General features: G+C 56.9%; 18 protein-coding genes and 1 pseudogene. 6 read left to right on the plus strand and 13 right to left on the minus strand.

The window, feature by feature from the left end; all coding sequences use genetic code 11:
* Nucleotide 1 precedes the first annotated feature (1 nt).
* The 3 genes and pseudogenes from ACQY7R_RS06650 to ACQY7R_RS06660 all read left to right on the plus strand — a co-directional run.
* The gene (locus ACQY7R_RS06650) at nucleotides 2-250 is read left to right on the plus strand and encodes a DUF6959 family protein (protein ID WP_428304808.1); all 249 of its coding nucleotides are present in this window, start codon (nucleotides 2-4) and stop codon (nucleotides 248-250) included.
* Nucleotides 251-415: 165 nt separating this feature from the next.
* Nucleotides 416-844: a hypothetical protein gene (locus tag ACQY7R_RS06655; RefSeq protein WP_428304809.1), complete on the plus strand. Its 429-nt coding sequence runs from the start codon at nucleotides 416-418 to the stop codon at nucleotides 842-844.
* Nucleotides 845-1,475: 631 nt separating this feature from the next.
* Nucleotides 1,476-1,610 (plus strand): annotated as a pseudogene (locus ACQY7R_RS06660) (IS3 family transposase); the annotation flags it as partial.
* A gap of 582 nt (nucleotides 1,611-2,192) precedes the next feature.
* Here ACQY7R_RS06660 and ACQY7R_RS06665 read toward each other — a convergent pair.
* Nucleotides 2,193-3,953 (minus strand): hypothetical protein, encoded by a 1,761-nt coding sequence (locus tag ACQY7R_RS06665; protein WP_428304810.1) that lies wholly within the window; start codon nucleotides 3,951-3,953, stop codon nucleotides 2,193-2,195.
* The gene (locus tag ACQY7R_RS06670) at nucleotides 3,946-4,152 is read right to left on the minus strand and encodes a helix-turn-helix domain-containing protein (protein ID WP_428304811.1); all 207 of its coding nucleotides are present in this window, start codon (nucleotides 4,150-4,152) and stop codon (nucleotides 3,946-3,948) included. Before ACQY7R_RS06670 ends, ACQY7R_RS06665 begins: the two co-directional genes overlap by 8 nt.
* A 418-nt stretch (nucleotides 4,153-4,570) precedes the next feature.
* Here ACQY7R_RS06670 and ACQY7R_RS06675 point away from each other — a divergent pair, with 418 nt between their 5' ends.
* Both ACQY7R_RS06675 and ACQY7R_RS06680 read left to right on the plus strand, forming a co-directional pair.
* Nucleotides 4,571-5,836: a PQQ-binding-like beta-propeller repeat protein gene (locus tag ACQY7R_RS06675; protein ID WP_428304812.1), complete on the plus strand. Its 1,266-nt coding sequence runs from the start codon at nucleotides 4,571-4,573 to the stop codon at nucleotides 5,834-5,836.
* Nucleotides 5,837-6,270: 434 nt separating this feature from the next.
* Nucleotides 6,271-6,864, plus strand: a complete 594-nt coding sequence (locus ACQY7R_RS06680) for a recombinase family protein (protein WP_428304813.1) — start codon at nucleotides 6,271-6,273, stop codon at nucleotides 6,862-6,864.
* A 197-nt stretch (nucleotides 6,865-7,061) separates the two neighbouring features.
* Here the strand turns inward: ACQY7R_RS06680 and ACQY7R_RS06685 are convergent, their stop codons facing one another.
* From ACQY7R_RS06685 to ACQY7R_RS06735, 11 genes are all read right to left on the minus strand, one after another.
* Nucleotides 7,062-7,565, minus strand: coding sequence for a hypothetical protein (locus ACQY7R_RS06685; RefSeq protein ID WP_428304814.1), 504 nt, complete (start codon nucleotides 7,563-7,565; stop codon nucleotides 7,062-7,064).
* Between the two features lie 148 nt (nucleotides 7,566-7,713).
* Nucleotides 7,714-8,253, minus strand: coding sequence for a hypothetical protein (locus ACQY7R_RS06690; RefSeq protein ID WP_428304815.1), 540 nt, complete (start codon nucleotides 8,251-8,253; stop codon nucleotides 7,714-7,716).
* A 157-nt stretch (nucleotides 8,254-8,410) separates the two neighbouring features.
* Nucleotides 8,411-9,511 carry an AAA family ATPase gene (locus ACQY7R_RS06695; protein ID WP_428304816.1) on the minus strand — a complete coding sequence of 367 codons (1,101 nt, stop codon included), beginning with the start codon at nucleotides 9,509-9,511 and terminating at the stop codon, nucleotides 8,411-8,413.
* A gap of 42 nt (nucleotides 9,512-9,553) precedes the next feature.
* The gene (locus ACQY7R_RS06700) at nucleotides 9,554-9,979 is read right to left on the minus strand and encodes a ParB N-terminal domain-containing protein (protein WP_428304817.1); all 426 of its coding nucleotides are present in this window, start codon (nucleotides 9,977-9,979) and stop codon (nucleotides 9,554-9,556) included.
* Between the two features lie 84 nt (nucleotides 9,980-10,063).
* Complete coding sequence (locus ACQY7R_RS06705) at nucleotides 10,064-10,339, minus strand: helix-turn-helix domain-containing protein (protein ID WP_428304818.1); 276 nt, start codon at nucleotides 10,337-10,339, stop codon at nucleotides 10,064-10,066.
* A 309-nt stretch (nucleotides 10,340-10,648) separates the two neighbouring features.
* Nucleotides 10,649-11,704: a hypothetical protein gene (locus tag ACQY7R_RS06710; RefSeq protein WP_428304819.1), complete on the minus strand. Its 1,056-nt coding sequence runs from the start codon at nucleotides 11,702-11,704 to the stop codon at nucleotides 10,649-10,651.
* A 43-nt stretch (nucleotides 11,705-11,747) separates the two neighbouring features.
* Nucleotides 11,748-12,815: a tyrosine-type recombinase/integrase gene (locus ACQY7R_RS06715; RefSeq protein ID WP_428304820.1), complete on the minus strand. Its 1,068-nt coding sequence runs from the start codon at nucleotides 12,813-12,815 to the stop codon at nucleotides 11,748-11,750.
* A 567-nt stretch (nucleotides 12,816-13,382) separates the two neighbouring features.
* A complete protein-coding gene (locus tag ACQY7R_RS06720; protein ID WP_428304821.1) occupies nucleotides 13,383-14,039 on the minus strand; it encodes a hypothetical protein in 657 nt (218 codons plus the stop codon).
* A 38-nt stretch (nucleotides 14,040-14,077) separates the two neighbouring features.
* Complete coding sequence (locus tag ACQY7R_RS06725) at nucleotides 14,078-14,383, minus strand: hypothetical protein (protein WP_428304822.1); 306 nt, start codon at nucleotides 14,381-14,383, stop codon at nucleotides 14,078-14,080.
* An 800-nt stretch (nucleotides 14,384-15,183) separates the two neighbouring features.
* Nucleotides 15,184-15,438, minus strand: a complete 255-nt coding sequence (locus tag ACQY7R_RS06730) for a hypothetical protein (RefSeq protein ID WP_428304823.1) — start codon at nucleotides 15,436-15,438, stop codon at nucleotides 15,184-15,186.
* 197 nt (nucleotides 15,439-15,635) lie between these two features.
* Entirely contained in the window at nucleotides 15,636-16,112 is a 477-nt protein-coding gene (locus tag ACQY7R_RS06735) for a hypothetical protein (RefSeq protein ID WP_428304824.1), read from the minus strand.
* 419 nt (nucleotides 16,113-16,531) lie between these two features.
* Between ACQY7R_RS06735 and ACQY7R_RS06740 the strand changes: the two genes are divergently transcribed.
* Nucleotides 16,532-17,629 carry a hypothetical protein gene (locus ACQY7R_RS06740; protein WP_428304825.1) on the plus strand — a complete coding sequence of 366 codons (1,098 nt, stop codon included), beginning with the start codon at nucleotides 16,532-16,534 and terminating at the stop codon, nucleotides 17,627-17,629.
* The last annotated feature ends 134 nt before the right edge of the window (nucleotides 17,630-17,763 follow it).

Here is a 17,763-nt window from a genome sequence, read left to right on the forward strand (position 1 = left end):
TATGTCCGTTGAAGTAAAGTTGATTGGCGATGCGAATAACAGTCAAGTTGTTCATGTAGCTGGGCGGCGCTTCCCTGGCGTAGTAGTGCAAGGGGATTCATTAAGCAATCTTGTCGACTTAGCCTCTGAGATTATTCGCTTGCTCAAATCCAATGAAATTGATGAAGCGAAGGATACAGCCGAGGAACTGCACGGCTTGCTATCGGCGCGTCTACAAATCTACAACGACACAATTACCAAGCTGGACTAACCTGAATTGTATTTCCAGCCAGCTCAGTAGGCGGGGTGCTACCGGATTGCAGCGAGGTTCTATGCCGCTGCATCCAGCTTTCCTGGCAGCGATTGCTGGCCGGCCACTTGTAGAGTCTCACCGACGGTTGGTCCGGCATATGGTGGTCAAGTTCCGCACGATCGCATGGACTCCCCGACGGCGGCCTCAACGCAAGAAAAATGGCGACGTACCACGTACACTCGCAGCCGTCAGCACACGACAGAAGTGATCGCTAGCGATTGCCTGACCTCTCGCTACGATGAGCAAGTCGACCGCATTCTCACCACAGACCAGTCGCCGCTGTGCCGGTTCCCCACTCACGCTTCGGCTTCTTCACGAAATTTCGCTGGCTACCGCGATCCTGCCATGGAGCATCGCTGGCTGGCCGGTGGATATCGTGCGTTCCGTAGCGAGCGTGTATACCCGCCTCTCGCGCAATTTGTCGTCGACAATTACTTCCCGGGTGATGAAGCAGACCTCGATCTTCAGTCGATCCTCGTTCCCGAAGGCATACTGAGATTCCTGCCGATTTGCTGCACAGCTTTCTTCCGGGCTTCCCCGCAACATTTTTAGGAATCTCAAGGTCGCGGGTGATAATCACGTCAAGCGAGTCATTTGCCCGGAGCCGTTCGTCCGTGCGACGCTCGTCAATGACAGTGGAGAGCACATCGCGTACCCAATTTAACTCGGGACACACAACTCGCTTCCGCGCTTGCTGATGCCCTTCCATGAGGGAAGTTTCACCGAAGATCTACTGACCGATCCAATCGAGAACCCGGCACCATCGCCTACACAATCATACCGAGACTCTTCGGTCCGCGGCTTCCCTCAGCGATGCCACTCGCGGACTACGGCGAGGACGTTCCCCAAAAAAATGGCTAATTCGCCCGAACATGCTGGAAAAGCTCGTCTTCGGAATAATCGGCGAACTTGTGTCCGATCCTCCGGAATCGTCGCAGCTTTAACTAGCCCATCAACTCAACTACCTACGCCAGCCAGCCCAGCATCCCACACAACGATTGGAAGCCGAGAACTTCCTTACCGGCAGGTCCTGCGACTCCCTCTACTAAGCGTGACGGTATTGCGACGTTGATGGCTAAGTAATTCCGCCGTTGTAACCGTCTTCTAAGAGGCTTAATCCACGACTAAAAGTGTGCCGTAAGACGCAGAGACAACTACGCGGCACCGCTTGTACTAGCCTAACAACGCCGTTCGGCCTCATAGTTCGCTGGGCTATCGGGCTCCGGCCCCTGAAGCGATTCAGCCAGCTTCGCTCGCTTCGGCTACGCCTCAGCAAGCGAAGCTGGCTGGCGTGGAGGCGACCTCAACTCTAACTTAATGATTGGTTACCTATCTGGGGCAGGTCAGGGTGACGAGCAACTAAAGCAGTCGTGATAGCGTCGGCCCATAGGAAAGCAATATATCACTAGTTGTGGGCAGGCATTACGTGATTCAGCCCGCCTGCGGACCGAAGGCGACGCCTGTGGGGCGTGGAGAGGGTGCTTAAAGCGTGCAGAGTTATGCCGACCGATGCATTATTTACGCACTGCCGCAGTTGCCAAGCACCGCATTTGGAGTCAATTGCGAAAGTGATCTTCTCATCCCTTTTCTTAGCCCACCGAGCAGCTGCTCCAAGCTGGGAATCCCTTCGTTAGACCGCACACCCCTCAGTCGCGCCGGATCGAGCGGCTCCCGTGAATCGTGTAGTCTACGTGCGTCCCAGCTCCGCAGCGAGTGCAAGGCTCACGCGGTCGCAACTCGTAAAACACCTCAGCCTTCGCTTCCCGCAGCGCACCCAGCATGTCCCGTGTCATGGCTCCGCACGGGGCGTTAACCTGGAGTTGAACGCCCCGAAGGCTGAAGCAGACCCTGCGCCCCTCCATGTAGGCGAGGATCGCGGAGCCAAAGTTAGGATTGACTGTCATAAAGAGTACTCCTCCCGCTGATCCCCCTGATCCCCACTAGTCCCCGCGATAGTTGTCATCTTTTGACGTCCAGGCGGAAGTTCGTGAGAATCTTTTACTGACGGAGATTGCGAAGTATCACGGGGATCAAGGGAAACGAGGGTTTTAATCACGGGGGACGTCTGGGGGTGATCAGGGGGCGACCGCGGGGGATCGTCTTCCCAGGGGTCAAGGTCGACAACGATCTCTGCCGAGCGTCCGTCAGGAATGCCAGAAGCAGAGCTGACGATGTAACGCTTCCGATCTCGACTTTCCGAGTCTTGGTAGTGCTCACGGATCAGGTTCAAGCCTTCGATGGCGAGCTCGTCGGAATCCTTCAGCACCGTTGCGAGCTTCTTCCCAATCGCCGTTAGTGCTGCGGTGCGGCATTTCTCGTCTAAGTGATCCACAACGCCTTGCCCCGGGATTTCCATGCCCCGCTGCACCATCAGATCTAAAAAATCGCTTGGCGTCAGCCGCTCGTCTGTCCGATGTTCCTCCACGACAGCAAGCATGAGTTCCCGCACCCACTGAAGTTGCGGCGTCGCCATCCGTTGCTGGGCTTCCCGGTGTCCGTCCATGAGCGGAGCCTCGCCAAACAGCTGCTGAACGATCCAATCGAGCGCCTGGCACCAATGACGGAAGTCATGCCGAGACTCAGCGGTCTTGGGCTTCCCGCGGCGGTGCCACTCTCGGATGACGGCGAATACGGCGCCCAGGTATCGCGACTGGTTCGCCCGCACATGAGTCAGTAGGTCGCCTTCGGGATATTTGGCGAAGATGTGCCCTGGAGCCTGCTTCCGCAGCGCGACGCAGCTACAGCGATTGGCGAGATCCTCGGTCATTTGCGCGCTGTTTGAGGTGAGCATGACGTTGATGTACCGAGTGTCGACCGGCGTCTCAGGGCAGTACGCAGCGCGCTGCATCACCTCCTCTTCGGTCATGAACGATTCCAGCGACTGCAAGTCGATATTGCCCCGGACATTGTCGATACCGATGAACTGCGACCCGTTCATGGCCGCCTTCGCGAACGAGTCCTCAAGTCCGCCAATCCCGCGCCGCTGATTCACGATAATGACGCCGTTGTTGTACAAAGCCGCTGTCACTTTATTGCGGTAACCTTTCCCCGTTTGTGATTTGTCGGCCTCGCCCAGGTCGATGGGAGCGCGTCCTCCGAGCCAACCGCCGGCCACGAGGGCGGGCGTTAGGAGCGCAGCCACAGCCCGGGAGCGGTCCCCCGCAGTGGCGAAGGCGTAGTCGCCGAGGAGAGAACGGAGTAGCTCAACGGCTTCGTCGACGGGCACATCGGCCGGTGCGGCCCCGCACGCGTACACTCCGCTGGGCTCGTCGTAGCCGCAAATCACAGCCGCCGCGGCGTCTCGTTCTACCAGAATGGGAGATGGCGTGATGCGGTCGAGGTATGGCAGCGCAGCCTTAAACTTCGCTGAATTCAGGATCAGGCTGGCAACGCCCTCCGTACAGTTGGTGTAGACGTCTGGCTGCGACTTGCTGGTCTGGAACCGCGCAACTTCCTCGAAGTCGCTGGCCAACTCGACCGCCTTCACCGCCGTGATTCGCGGCCGACCGTTCTGGCCAATCTGCAGACGCACGACAGCGTCGCCCTGGATAAAGTGGGTGCGCTGGGCGCGCAGCAGGTCGCCGAGCTCTTCGGCAGCAGCGCCGATCTCTTGCCCTTCGCCGGGAAGCCGGACGCATGGGCGGTCCTGTCGATTACGCACCGCCGCCTCCCGTCCCGAGTTGGGCGAAGACGACTACTTGGGTATGGTCGAACCGGACGGCGCGCCCGATCTTGATCGGACGTAGAAAGCCGGCTTGGGCGAGATTCGAGACGGTGCGTGGGCTGACCGCCAAGAGCTTCGCGGCCTCGACGCGGGAAATAAGGAGTGGAGCTCGCAGCTCCAAACTTTCGGACGTCATCCTTGACGGCCTCCTTCGGTAATAGTCGCGACGTTTGCGCGAGTGAAAGGAGAGAGCCGCGAAGTCCATTCAGTGGCTCTCAGGGTCTCCATTATACCATAAAAGACGCTCGAGGCCTATGAGGCGCCGTAGTGTCAGTACCAGCTGCTGGTATCTCGGTGCGCTGCGTTTCCACTCAGTGCATCTTGTTACCACGAAATCTTACTTTTAAAAAAATTTGGCGATTAGACGCCCGCTAGTAGAGTCTCATCGACGGTTGAGCAGGCCCGTTGTGGTCAAGATTTTGGCGGTCTCATGGGGCCCCCCGGCGACGATCTGTTTCTCCACGATCTCGTTTGATACAAAGACTGCCAATCTGGCATTCCATCTGCTTCATCAAGAAGATGCTGGCTGAAAGACCGTCAATAGGGTGTGAACAATGACACGTGTAATTCTCGCGTCGGTACTTGTGATTGCTATGCAGACGCGAGGGCAGGCAGAGTGGTCGCAATTTCAGGGCAACTCCAGCCACACAGGCTACGCGTCAGGGAATTTCGACGCAGAACATTTCACTCAGAAGTGGAACCTGCGAATGACGCTCGCAACCGACGTAGCAGTTCAAGGAAACGCACTCTACGTCACCCAAGTTGGTACGAAATCTAGTCGCGTAGCAACCGTAAGCCGCATTGACGCCTCCTCCGGCGATGTTCAATGGTCGACAAAGCTGCCGTACCGAAGCCCCAACGGCGTCTCAGCGCCGTCGGTTCAGGGCGACAACGTTTACGTCCACAGGTGGGGACACTCTAGCATTAGCGGCTCGACGGATCCTAATGATCAGCCAGCGCTCGTGGGACTGAGCGCCGCCGATGGGAAACAACTTTTCGCCACTCAACACAGCGGCCAATGGTACAGCGGCAGCCGACCTACTATTGATGGTGACGCCATTTTTTCATCAGGCGGCTACTACGGCGGTCTAGATGCGTATGACACCAACGGAACTCACCGCTGGTTTGCGGAGTTGAACCTGGAGGATGGCTGGATCCCAGCTGCGGATTCACAAAATGTCTACGCCTACCTAGAGGAGGCCGGAACGAGCCCCGGCCCGTACGTCGGACGCCTTTACATCGCAGATCGGCAAACTGGAAGCTGGCGCGCCATCGTGCATCCGCGGTCCGTAGGTTTTAGGACCACAATTACGGATGACGGCAGCGTCATGCTTGACGGGTCCGGTAACGCCTACGCACTTTCACGTATTACCGGCAGCAGTGCCCTGGTTAGCTTCAATACGGTTGCCAACAACATCAACTGGGAAGCCGACGGTTTCTGGTCGGATAACCCCGCAATGAACAACGGCGTCATTGCGCTGCCCGAAGGACAGAGTTTAGTTTTCCTCGACGCAAATACTGGCGTTCGACAGTGGAGTTGGGCCCACTCCGCGAAGGTTGTAGGGAACGTCGTGCTCACAGACTCTGTCGCGTTCGTGAACACGGATACGGGCATTCATGCGATTGACCTAGTATCCCGGACTTCAGTCTGGAGCACGCCCGTCAGCGGAAGAATTGCTTTGTCCGATGGCGTCCTGTACGTCGTCAGCAATGAGGGGATTTTTGCGTTCGGCGCGGTCCCGGAACCAGCCTCTGGAATCGTTATGGCCATCGCATTTGGAATGGTGGTTAGCGTTTCTCGACTCCGAAACTCGTCGTGAAATTGTCCCACGCCACAAACCGCCTGGTGATTGACTCTTCGCTAGCCGGGCCTCTCCGTTATCGAAATCGGCCTGTTGGGGTCAAGAATTTGGCGGTCCGATGAGGCCGTGGTTCGGCCTCTGCCAGCACTCGCCAGAGCGAGGGGCCCCGGGGCCGCTCCACTGCGACGATCGACTGGCTCGCGAGTGAGTCGCTCGAAGTCTCCCTAATCGCTCGGTTCAAGTCTGATGTGCGCTCTGGCCATAGCTGAGTAATCACCTAAACGCTCATAAACGGGCGTTCAACAAGTGTAAAATCTCAGTCCTCGCGCGAACACAGCCTTCGAGAGTCAAGCAAATACGGCATTTCTAAAAACTCGACTTCCTTGCCCACTGTAAACCGTGGTCCTTAGTTGACATTTGACAAACTAGCGCAGTGGGTGTAATGTAGCCGCATGCCAAAACATATTGCCGTCTACTGCCGCGTCTCGTCAAAGACCCAGGATCACCGCAGCCAGAAGGGCGACCTTCAAGCGTGGGCGAACGCACAGAAGCGTCTGCCAGTTGTGTGGTACACGGACAAGTTCACGGGGAAAACGATGGACCGACCCGGCTGGTTGAAGCTGGAGTCAGCGTTCGCGCGAGGAGAGGTCACAACCATCTGCTGCTGGCGGTTGGACCGGCTAGGTCGGACGGCAAAGGGGCTCACGGCACTGTTCGCCGAATTGCACGAACGGAAAGTGAATCTCGTATCTTTGAAAGAGGGGATCGACCTGAGTACCCCCGCCGGCAGGATGATGGCCAATGTGATAGCCAGTATGGCTCAGTACGAGACGGAGGTCCGGGCAGAGCGTGCACTTGCAGGACAAGCGGCAGCGAGGGCTGCGGGAAAAACGTGGGGAGGCAGTAAGCCGGGTAGACGGCTCAGGCTAACAACGGAGAAGGAACGGACGATTAGGACAATGCACAAGGCGGGTGAAAGCGTCGCGGCGATCGCCAGGGCAGTAGAGATGTCTCGCCCAACTGTGTATGGGGTGCTGGCGCGCTAGTAGACTGTTTGAGAGCCAGCGAAGGACAATAACAGACGAACTTCGCACGAATCCCGGGCGTTTTTGAAGACTGGGCGCGCCGAACGACAATTCTTCCAGCGCGCCCAGCCAAATCTTATACTCCGATTTGAATTGGAACACCAAGACCGTTGGGGAAATCACCTATCGTCCCGCAAGTCGCTAGTGCAACATCAACGCTAGTCGGTCAGAGGCGGAATCTCCTCGTCCACATCATCCGGCCGGCGATCCATCAATTTCATCACTTCTTCTGAGGAAATGACTTCCCCTTGAGACAATCGATTCGCTAGATCGTAAATCAATCCCTTGTGAGGCAAAACTAGCCTCGCAACTCGCTCTTCAATCTGAATTAGTTTTTTCTCATCCGGTGTGTCAGCATTGTTTCCCACGCTAACAATGCAGTCCGTGGCTCGATAGTTATAGTCAAACTTGGTGAGCGGAAGAATTTTCTTCCCGAGAGACTCGCATACAAGCAGCTCGTTATAGGCCGATGGATACGACATGTAAGGTAGCGACTCGCATTCGATACTCTCGGGAGGATTAGACCGACCTCGTGTAGTCCACCCGAGATGCGCAACAAGTGGCGTGTCGATGATTGCTGCAACAATTAGGCGTAAAGCAGCAATAACCCCTGCATCCAAAGCGTTGTAGTGAATTGAATGGTGTCGATCGTATTTAGGCATTTGAAGAATCCTTTATGCTTTGCGCAGACGAAGAGTCCGCTTCGAAGACGGCCAAAGGTATGGCCAGTTGGCAATGGCCCCCTTCACAGCGAAGGGGGCCAAACAATTGACGTAAGTCTTTTAATTTCCCAAGAGTGTCAAAAATCTTTCATCGGTCAGTGTGGTCTTCGTTGGAGACGCGTGGTCCCCTTCGACTCGCTGGCGGCGGCTGGTTCGCTAGCTTTCCAGCATCGATGATTTCCCGAACACGCTCTGCATCAATAGATTCCCCGGCAAGTAACCGCCGTCGCAGTTCTTCAAACAACCCGCGTGCTTTCTTCAGCACCTGGTGGATGTCATTCAGCATCAGCCGCACGTGATCAAAATCTTTGTCCGAGCGGTAACCGATGTGCCGTTGATGCTCGTTGGGCAAATACTGCAAGATCTCTTCCAGCAGTACGCAGCGGTCGGGGGGCAACTTCCCCTGGAAGAAAACGACGGCCACGGCGCCGGCGAGCGTGAGTGCCCGGGGAGAGTCGATCATGATGTTGGGGATCTGCACCGGCATGACGGCCGGCACGTCCCCCATGATCATCTGATCCAGTTTGTGCGGACAAACGATCGCAGCGTAGGTCCACGCGCCGGCGATCAACGCTGCCCGATTCTCTTCGGGCGTGCAGTCGCTGGCGGGGAGTATGTACTTAACCATAGAATTCCTCGTTCAATGAATTAGTGGATAGCCACGGAATGCAAGGGGGCCAATGAACGTCTTCGAAGGCGCTCAGCGTGTGGGCGCAGAGGTGCTGAGCCCCTTCGCGACGAAGGGGCTCAAGAGTTGACGTAAGTCCTTATTTCTCCCAAGGAGGTCAGAACCCCTCATCGGGGTCGTTGACTTCGTCCGGGAAACCCTGAGCCGAGTAGGCCCCAGGGATGTCGGGGAGACAGAGATCCCATCCGTCGTCGAACCCGCGTTTCGCCGCCTTCACTCCCAGCTGCTTGCGCGCCCGTTTGACTGTCGATGGGCTGATGCCACGTCTTTCCATCTGCGTGGCGATCTCGACTTCCGGCCGCGGACCTTCAGCGAGTTCCGCGAGGAGGATTTGGATCGCCAGGTTCAGCTTGGTGTCAGTGGCCGGGGCCGTTCCTTCAAGTAGCGTGTCAGCTGAGAAGTCACAAAGGTCGCCCCATGCCACTCGGGAAGTCAGGTCAACCGGCTCGATGGTGAACTTGACCGACTGGGGAGGGGGCCCGAGGTTGCTTTTCACCGACGCCATGACGCAACCCTGGGGATCGTCAGGGTCGCGCGCGACTGTCAGCACGGAACGGGCGGCGCCAGTGAGTCCGATGGACCCTCCGCCCCGATACTTCGCCGAAATCCCCGCCCGTTTGTTGAGGTGGCGAACGAGGACGATGGCGACGTTCAGTTCCTCGGCAAGTTTCGCCAGCTGGCTGAGCAGGCGGCGAACCTCGGCGTCACCGTTGACGTTAACGTCGTCGCCGACGAAACCGACGAGTGGGTCGATGACCGCCAACCCGATGCCATGGAGGGCAAGTACCTCGCGAAGCGCCACGATGTCGTCGGGAAACGCGATAGGACGCTCATCAGCACCCGTCGTCATTTCCCGCAGGATCTGAACCCGCGTTAGGTCGGCACCAGCCGCTTCCAATCGCTGATACATTACCCGCCTGGGATCGTCTTCGCAGTTCATCATGAGTACTCCATTATTCACTTCGACGACAGCGGTGGAGTGTGGCATCGGCAACCCATGGGTCACGCGAGCGGCCAAATCGCAGGTGATCTGGCTCTTACCTAGCCCAGGATCGCCCTCCAGGATGGTGAGGGCTCCTAGGGGGATGTAGCCTTCCCACAGCCACTCGATGGGCTTGGCTTCTAGCTCAGAGACGGTGACGACATCGGGTCGCCATGCCGCCGCCGCCGGCGGGGTTGAGGTGATGGATCCGTCCATACTTCTTTCCTTATTTGCTGGGGTTTGTTGTTGTGAGGCGATCTAGCAATGTGGTGAACGACCTCGGATAAGCTGTTCAAGAGCGCGAACGTGGGGCTTCGCTCGGTCGGCTTCGCCGAGCACGCCCAACGCCAGCTCGACTCTCAGGGTTGCCTCGAAAGCCCGCGACATATGCTCGCAGCAGCCGCTTCGGGGCCCGTCCAGCCCACTGACGTGGCGGCGGACATGGTTGGCTGAGTTCAAGTACGCAGCAGGGCCAACTTCAATGTCGCCTTCATTCAGCGAAACAGTCACTGGCTTCAGTCCGAGCCGTCGACAGGCTTCGTAGCGAGCACGGCCGTCGAGAATCTTGCCCTCGTATAGGACGATTGGCTTCTGTTGTCCGTTGGCGGCGATGTCTGCGAGCAGTTCGGCGAACTGGTCGATGGGCATCATCGGGCTATCGGAGGCAGCGGAATGGGTGTGCACGAGTGAATCCTTTCAATAGGGCGGTTAGGTGATATGTCCGCCGGCCGGCAGGGCCAGCTTTCAGGGACGGTCGCTGAATTCCTTTCAGCTACTCACGTCGGGGAAGTAATCTTTGGTTTTGGGCTGTCGCCTAGGCCGCGGCGTTGGCGCTGGGTTGATGGCGACCTGCCGACCATGCTCGAACGCTGCAAGGTCTTCAATGGAAATCTTGTACAGCGGGCGTCCCCGGGGATCGCTTGCCACGTTGATCGCCCGCAACTCGCCGGAACGAATCCAGCCATACACCTTGTCGCCGCCGACGCCCAACTTGTGGGCACATTCGGCGGGAGTCAGCTTCTTGTTGGCATGGTTCGTAGACACTTTCGAGCTTCCCATTGGTGGGCGACGCTCGAAGTTTACGGCCACCAAACCCTGTGGCTACGGGTTAAGTACGTGGCGGCTAGAAGAGGCTAGAAGATAGTTCTGAGTCATAGAATAAGTATGGAAGCGAACCACTGGTTTGCCCAACTTAACGCAGCGGGCTAGCTATGGCTAATTTGAAAGTCCCGGAATGCGGCCATGCTTGTCGCCCAATCGCTAGCAACAAGTATGTCGCTGAGCCCAGGGCATTCTGAAGAAATGAGAATGTCGCCTTGCACGGCTAGATCAGAGACAATTTCACCACAACTGCTAGTCGACAATTTTTGCCGGTGTGATTTCATCCCTCGCGGACGCCGGAAATTCCCGCACATCGAAGATGGAACTGTGGCCCGTTAAGCGAGTAGCCCGAAGCTTTCCACTAGCAATGCGTTTGGAGATCGTTGACGAAGGATTCGCACCCTCGCCAATCCCTAACAGCTCAGCCGCCCTTGCCATCGCGATTGGAATCGATTGATATTTCCGAGGAATGTCTGGATCATTTTGAGTGTCATTCCAGACTCGCGAGCAGCTTTCTACCTCGCGCTGACATTGCTGAACCTGAGCGACGACCGGATCATCTAACTCGCCGGTACTTACTCTTGCGATTTGTCGGCCGACGTCTGCTGCCAGAAGGGCTCCGTCGTTCACCATGACTTCCTGCTTTACACAACAAATCACTGGATTGAAAGTCGCAACGTTGCTCGTGGACGGCGCACATAATTGTTGAGCGGCGGCGAACGCGATCCATTCAGCCTTTTTCGTCCCAGTTACCGTCAGCAATGGAAACGCAGGCGACCATAGGGCCCCCCATCGCTTTCTTAAAAATCTCCCGGCGATGCGACTATCGGGAACCAACCAGCCAACATCTATGTAACTGGAGATTCTACGCGGGCGCACGATTGAGAACTTACGCGAGATCTTTGTAGCTTCTTCGCCACCTGGCTGCATACGAGCAATTGCCGAACGAAGTTGTGTCCACGGACTGACAGGCGTCGGAGTTGAAAGTAGGTCAAGGTCAGATGACTCGTCCTGAGGTACAGGCGCCGCCCTTGACCGCGGGTCCTCACCGCTAGATGCTTCAGGCCTCTTTTCACTCATTGGGGCAAGTTTTGGCATGATATTCACGCGCGACCGAGCGGCCACTGGGTTTTTCTCCCGCCAAAGAAGAAGTTCACGGGCGAGTAAGCTCGACATGGCTCCACCGATCGCGGAATCGCTTTTGCTCGCCAACTCTGCGGTAGGTGATGATGCCGTGAAGCCGGGAAAGAAGCGCACGACCATCACATACGAGGTCCGATCGAACTGCGTTGTCTTCGATGTTGGCATGTTGAAATCTCAGAAGAGTTGTTCTTCTTGCCGTTCCCACGACCTAGTTTGTTATGGCCTTCCGGAACAGCCACTCCTTTACCTGATTCGAGGCGCTCAACAGTCGTTCATCACTAATCCGCTCTCGGTAATGAGCTGCCATGCTCGCATCGGCGTGCCCCATGATCGCATCGACCGCCACTTGGTCCTTACATTCGCCAGCGATTGTCTCGAACGTGTGTCGGAGCGCGTAGAACCCCAAGCCGGGCCTGTGAAATCCGAGACGATTGAGGAGTTTCCGCATCTCTTTCGTGACAGGATTATCACTCGTATCTTTCGCCCAGGGACCGCCATACTTGGTGACGAACACCAAACCGTCGTTCGCAGTATCCGTGGGTTTCGTCCGCTGCGCGACTGCCTCTTGCAGAGCGGCGACAGTCTCGGGCCACAAGGGACAACGTCGCTCAATTGCAGTCTTGGGACGCGGGTAGTTAATCCAGCCGCTCATTAGATCGACAGCAGATAGCGGGAGCGAGCCACAGTCGTGATTCCCGAATCCGCAGTTAATACCGAGAAGAATCATCGCCCGGAGTGGCTGCGGCGCCGCCTTCAGGAGCCGGCGGATGTGTCGAGCCTCGAACATGCGAGGCCCCTTCTCCTGCCGTTCCAATCGCATGATACGTTTCGCTGGTCGCTTGAAAGCAGGGCCGAATAAGGCGGGCTTCTCAAGCAACCCTGCTTCGTATCCGTACTTAAATACCGATCGAATGCGCTGAACACGATTGCCGAGAGCGATCGCACTGTAGCGCTTCGCCAGCTTTGCACGCAGCTTCTCAAAGTCTTCCGGCCGAATGTCGTCCACGGCTCGTTGCTTGCCGAAACAGTCGATCAGGATCTTGCAAACAGCGTGGTAGTCCGTGAACATTCGCCGTCCGATGTCACCGGAATCAACCTGTCGTTCTTTTGCCTCACAGAACCCGTTACACAACTCGTGCAGCGTCAGTCCAACACTCTTGGATCGAGGAATCCGACCAGCGAGCAGCTCATCCTTCTGAGAAAGCCACAACTCCAGTGCCGCCGCGCCCTTGGGATCGCTCTCAACTTTCCCGAAGTAGCAAAACTTGCCCCGCACCTTCTTTGCCCATCTGCCCGACGCATGGGGAAAGAGTGGGAAATCCGCACGGGGTTTCTTGGGCCTACTAGGCCGACTAGAATAAGCCACGCCATCACCTCATCCTTTGGGTGGTGTCATGACACCCGACGGTGACCGCCGCCGGGTGTCGTTATATGGCGTTAATGCTACGGAATCCTGAGAAGGTGTCAAATCGGGTGTCACATGCTTACTGAAGGCCTGCCGGCAAATCGCATTTGACTCGTAAAAACGCGACCCCCGCCCTCGTAGCTCAGGGGATAGAGCAGCGGTTTCCTAAGGGGGTAGCGTGCTGCTCGCAATTGCCGTACACCTCGGCTTTTCTAGGCTCTGAGTTAATTTCACCTCGTCCCAAACGCGCCGATTAGTGCCGTTTGGAGACGCACTTTGGAGTCACTGACTCCAAGTCGACTAGATATTGGATGGTTATTTTCGTGGCAGCTTAGAGCAGCGGTTCTTTTAACCGTCGCGATTGTCATCAGCGCATGAAAAACCCCGACGCCAACTAGTGACGCCGGGGTGAAAAGCCATTTGTCTAGGGACGTTCGATCACTTACTGAACGCCGCTTGTTTGGCCGCCTCGTGGTTTGGCTCTCTAAAGTGCCAGATGATGCTTGCAGCCGGGACGGCGGCGAGTTTGCCTACTGCTTCCCGGTTCTCGTACACGGCCCCACCGCACGTGCTCTCGTCGTTAGGCACGTCGTTGAATCCTCCAATCAAGGCGTTCGGCCACTGCTTGAGAATGAATGACATCGCCTCGGCGAACGTGGCACTGAGAAGATCACCACCATCCACTCCTTCCGGCATGTAAACATCGACTCGGTCGAGCATCTCCACTTCAACCGAGTAAGGGGCGTCGTTCTTGGCGCAGTAGTAGCTCGCTTTCATTGTCGGCAACGGCCTGCTAGCCGCGTTTGCCTTGTCAGCGGCGTCGAGGTTCTCCACAAGTTCCGCCACCTCTTTCATGCGGTCTTCGGTGGCATCCACGTGCCGCTCCGCAATGATCCCGAGGTTGGCAACAAATGCCGAAACCTCGCTCATGCGATCCTCGCAAGGATCCTCTTCCACCATCTCCAGATGCTGCAGGTTAGACACGAAATTGGCAACGTCTGTCATGTCGTCCTCGCTGGGATTGTCCCAGCCCCGCTCTTTCAGCGATTGTAGTTGTTGCGCCATCGAGGCGACTTCTTCAGTATACGAAGACATAGAACCACTCCTGAAATAGAAACCGGAACCAGATACATCTATCGTTTAGTTACTACAATTGTGTGACCGACTAAGCTCTCGCCACGGTTGATTGCAGCGATTAGCTGCTCGGTCGTCATGGCTTTCGCGCCAGGGCCGGCCATCATGACCAACGCCTTTTCGGTCAACCGAAGCTCCTGAACGCCGTCTGGAGACTCATCCCAGACGGCGATTCCAACGTCAACTGCGTTAACCGACAGCGCCATAATGTTCTTCAACTTGGGACGCACTGCTTTAAGTTGCTCCGTCGTAGCAAAGCCACCGTGCGCACGCACTGCGTTGACTAGCGTGTTAAATTGGTTCACTCGTCTCTCCCGGAGCTTGGCGGCCACCCTTACGTCCTGACCTCAAATGCCGGGCAGGGTGCTCGGCAAATACGACTCGCTACTCCCCAACAGCTGGCCCCGTCCGGGCCCAGCATCCATTGCAGTCGCGGCAATCGGGAAGGGCGGCATAAATCGTCTCGTAGGCAACATCGTACGTTTCTGGACGAGACAGCACGTCGTGGCGCCCGTCCAGACGCTCCCAACCAACGACAGTTAGCAGGCGAGGCTTGAGCCCGGGGTGGCCGTTGTAGCCGTACCATACGGCGTTGGCGCAGAACCGAGGGTCCCTGCCATCGTGCGACTTCGCCTCCACAAGCAATGCACTGAGAACCGGCTCAGGTGATTCCAGTTCCGCGAAAGTTGGCGTCGGTCGACTTTCGTCGTACCCAGGTGTTACGCCTGCCGAGGATGGAACGCCGACAAATTCTTCAAACGACGCGTCATCGGCGAACCCCAGTATGAAGTCCATGGCAAAGCCCCTTGGTCACAAACGGGACGCAGAACGAAAGCGATTGTTGTGGATTCGGAGGCAGACTATACACATCATTCGTGTTAGTGCGGCAGAGGCGCGGCGAGATCCTACACCCGACTTCCGGGTTTACGTCAGTGGGGACCGCTAGCGTATAGCCACCGACCCCCGCACACGAGGAAAAGCCCTACTGCCCGCCGGGTCTGGCTTCCGACTCCGCAAATTTGCGGAATCACTGCTAACTACGGCAACGCAGAGGATGCCCGGCCTGCCCGCCGGGGCTGCCTCTAAATCCCGCAAATTTGCGGAATCATCCGCAACTGAAGTCAACGCAGAGCTGCGACTGATCGACGCTCGGGAACGCATACGGAGCATCGAGCACGCTTGAGATGCCGTCTATCGTTCTCGCGGTTAAGTAGCGGTAGCGTCGCTCCATGTCCGACCATCCGGCCTGAAGCTTCTCGCATTGCTCCCGAATCTCATCGGGCGTCGGGAGGTAGCGGGGGCCTAAGGCTGGCTTGGCGGGCTTGGTTGGCTTCGACGGCTTGAGGAAGCCTGCATTCACGGCGTTCGGTCTTGGAGCCTTTGGGGGAGTCACCGATACGGGGGCCGATTTCGCCCCTCGTTCGCGTCGCCTGCTCTCCTGAGCCTCACGGACTAAGAGCACCACTTGGACCACTCAACCGAGTCGCTTCGCGATTTCCTCGGAGGTGCAGCCTTCTTTTCTCAGCTCGGCCACTCTGCTGGTGATGTGCTTGCGGCTCATGCGACACCTCCCTTCTCCCACCCGGCCACGCCTTTGCGACGGAGCGTGTGGCGAAGGGAGCTGATGGCGCCATACATAGTGTCTAGAGACGTGGCGACAACCTCGCCTCCGTGCGCCGCGATATTGCCGACAGCCGCCGCTTCCAGCACTATCTTGTATGTCTTATTACGAATGACGTTCTGGTCGTTCAACCATGATGCCGTTCGTTGGATGCCCCGCCACTCGTCGCCGAAGTCATCGCGCGTGAGCGCCAGCACGGTCAACAATCGCTCAATCTCGACGCGAGCGGTCATTGCTGCCGCTGTGGTGTGCCCGGTGTCGCGAAGTTTCTGCGAGTCCTCCAACAAGTCGTCCTTCCGGAACGGATGTCGGTGGAGCTTCGGCGCCGGCTTACCTCGCTTGCGAGGCTGGTACGTTCGCAGCACGAGTAGATGCAACTCGAAACGACGTAGGAGAGAGAGAGTAAGAGCCATGGGATGTATCCTTTCCCAGGGCGCCGTCGAGACTGACGGTGAAAGAGAGCGCCCCCGCGGGACGCCATGCGCCCCCGTTCACGAGGGCGCTTCTGACAGTCCGATAGCGCAAGAAAAGGCCGAAGGCCCGCGAACGCAGTAAGAAAGGGGACAGGATCCCCCGTCGCCATCTCGCTCCCCGGCTTCCCGGATCAAAGCTTGAATGGCAACCTGCGCGCGCGGGCCTTCGGCCTGATGTGGCAATCATCGAACTGTCTCCTGTCCTAACCGTGTTTCTTAGGCACGGGTCAGCTAAACGCCGACGATCGACAGTATGCGGGATACTTGGGGCAATTGCAACCTCAGCGCGGTAATTGGCTTTTGAGTTCGCTCATGATTATCTTCACAGGCGCATTCCTTAAGGTCCTGGAGGGCTGACAGTGCAGACGATCAAACGTGCCGAACTGTATCGCCTCGTCTGGTCCGAGCCACGACGGGTACTAGCAGCGAAGCTAGGAATCTCCGACGTTGGAATCGCGAAGCTATGTCGCCGCTTAGACATCCCCATGCCGCCGCGAGGCTACTGGGCAAAGAAGGCGGTGGGAAAGCCTGTGAAGGTTGTCAAACTTCCACGCCCCACCGCAGATGAGAGTGTGGAGTATAGCCCAACCTTCTTGAGCCAAGCAGAACTTTCATCTGGTCACACTTCCGAAATTGATTTGTATCCACATACAGGAATTGGAGAGGAAGTCGAAAATCGCATTGCCGCGGAGAGACGGCCTGAATCGGTTGTGAAAGTGAGCGACGATTTGATGGACGCCCACCCGTTCGTTGCCGCTGAAAGCAAGAGACGCGCGCCGCTCAGTAAAGAAGCGTGCGAACAATGTATTGAGGTATCAAAGCAACAGCATCGCAGAACGTTACTTTTTTTGGATGCTTTACTTAAAGCGCTTAGTGAGCGTGGATTTGAGATCGTTGCGTTGGGAGAGGTACGGCTTTTTGGAGTCGCCGTGGAGTTCATAATTCGAGAGCGAAAAGCACGAGCATCTGAAAGAGATCAGTTCACGTCAAACACTTCCGATTACTCGGGGAAACTAAAGTTCCAAGTTGTAGGCACCTATGACCGGAATTACTCATGGACGGAATCTCGCATCAAATCGCTTGAGTCGCAAATTAACGAAATTATTATCGGACTTACCTTGGTTGCCGCTAGAGAGCACGAGTCCGAAGTGGAGTGGACTAATAGGTGCGAGCAAGATCGGGAACTGAGAGAAGCGCCGGAGCGTGAAAGAAAGCTCTTCGGAGAGCACGCCGAACGTGTTGCAGAGTTAACTCGGATGGCGGTCCAATGGAAAGTGGCTAATGACATCAAAGATTTCATTGCAGCGATGGAGGAAAAACAGGCCGCCGGGACTTTGCAATGGCAATCAGACGTGCCGTTTGACGCTTGGGTTCGTTGGGCGAAGCAGGAAGCCGTTAACCTCGATCCATTGGAGCGACCCTTCGGACCCGTCGAAAGCGAGCAAGGCGATGAGTGAAAGCGGTCGCTCAAATTGCTGGCGAGCTTCGCGCCACTGGGTTGGCGGCGTGAAGCCGCGGAGCTTACAGATTTCCATTTCCGACTCGCTGGTGTGATTATTGGGCCGCGAGAACGGGCGCCCAATACACGCGC

It is taken from the genome of Lacipirellula sp. (genome assembly GCF_965279485.1).
Lineage (GTDB): Bacteria > Planctomycetota > Planctomycetia > Pirellulales > Lacipirellulaceae > Lacipirellula.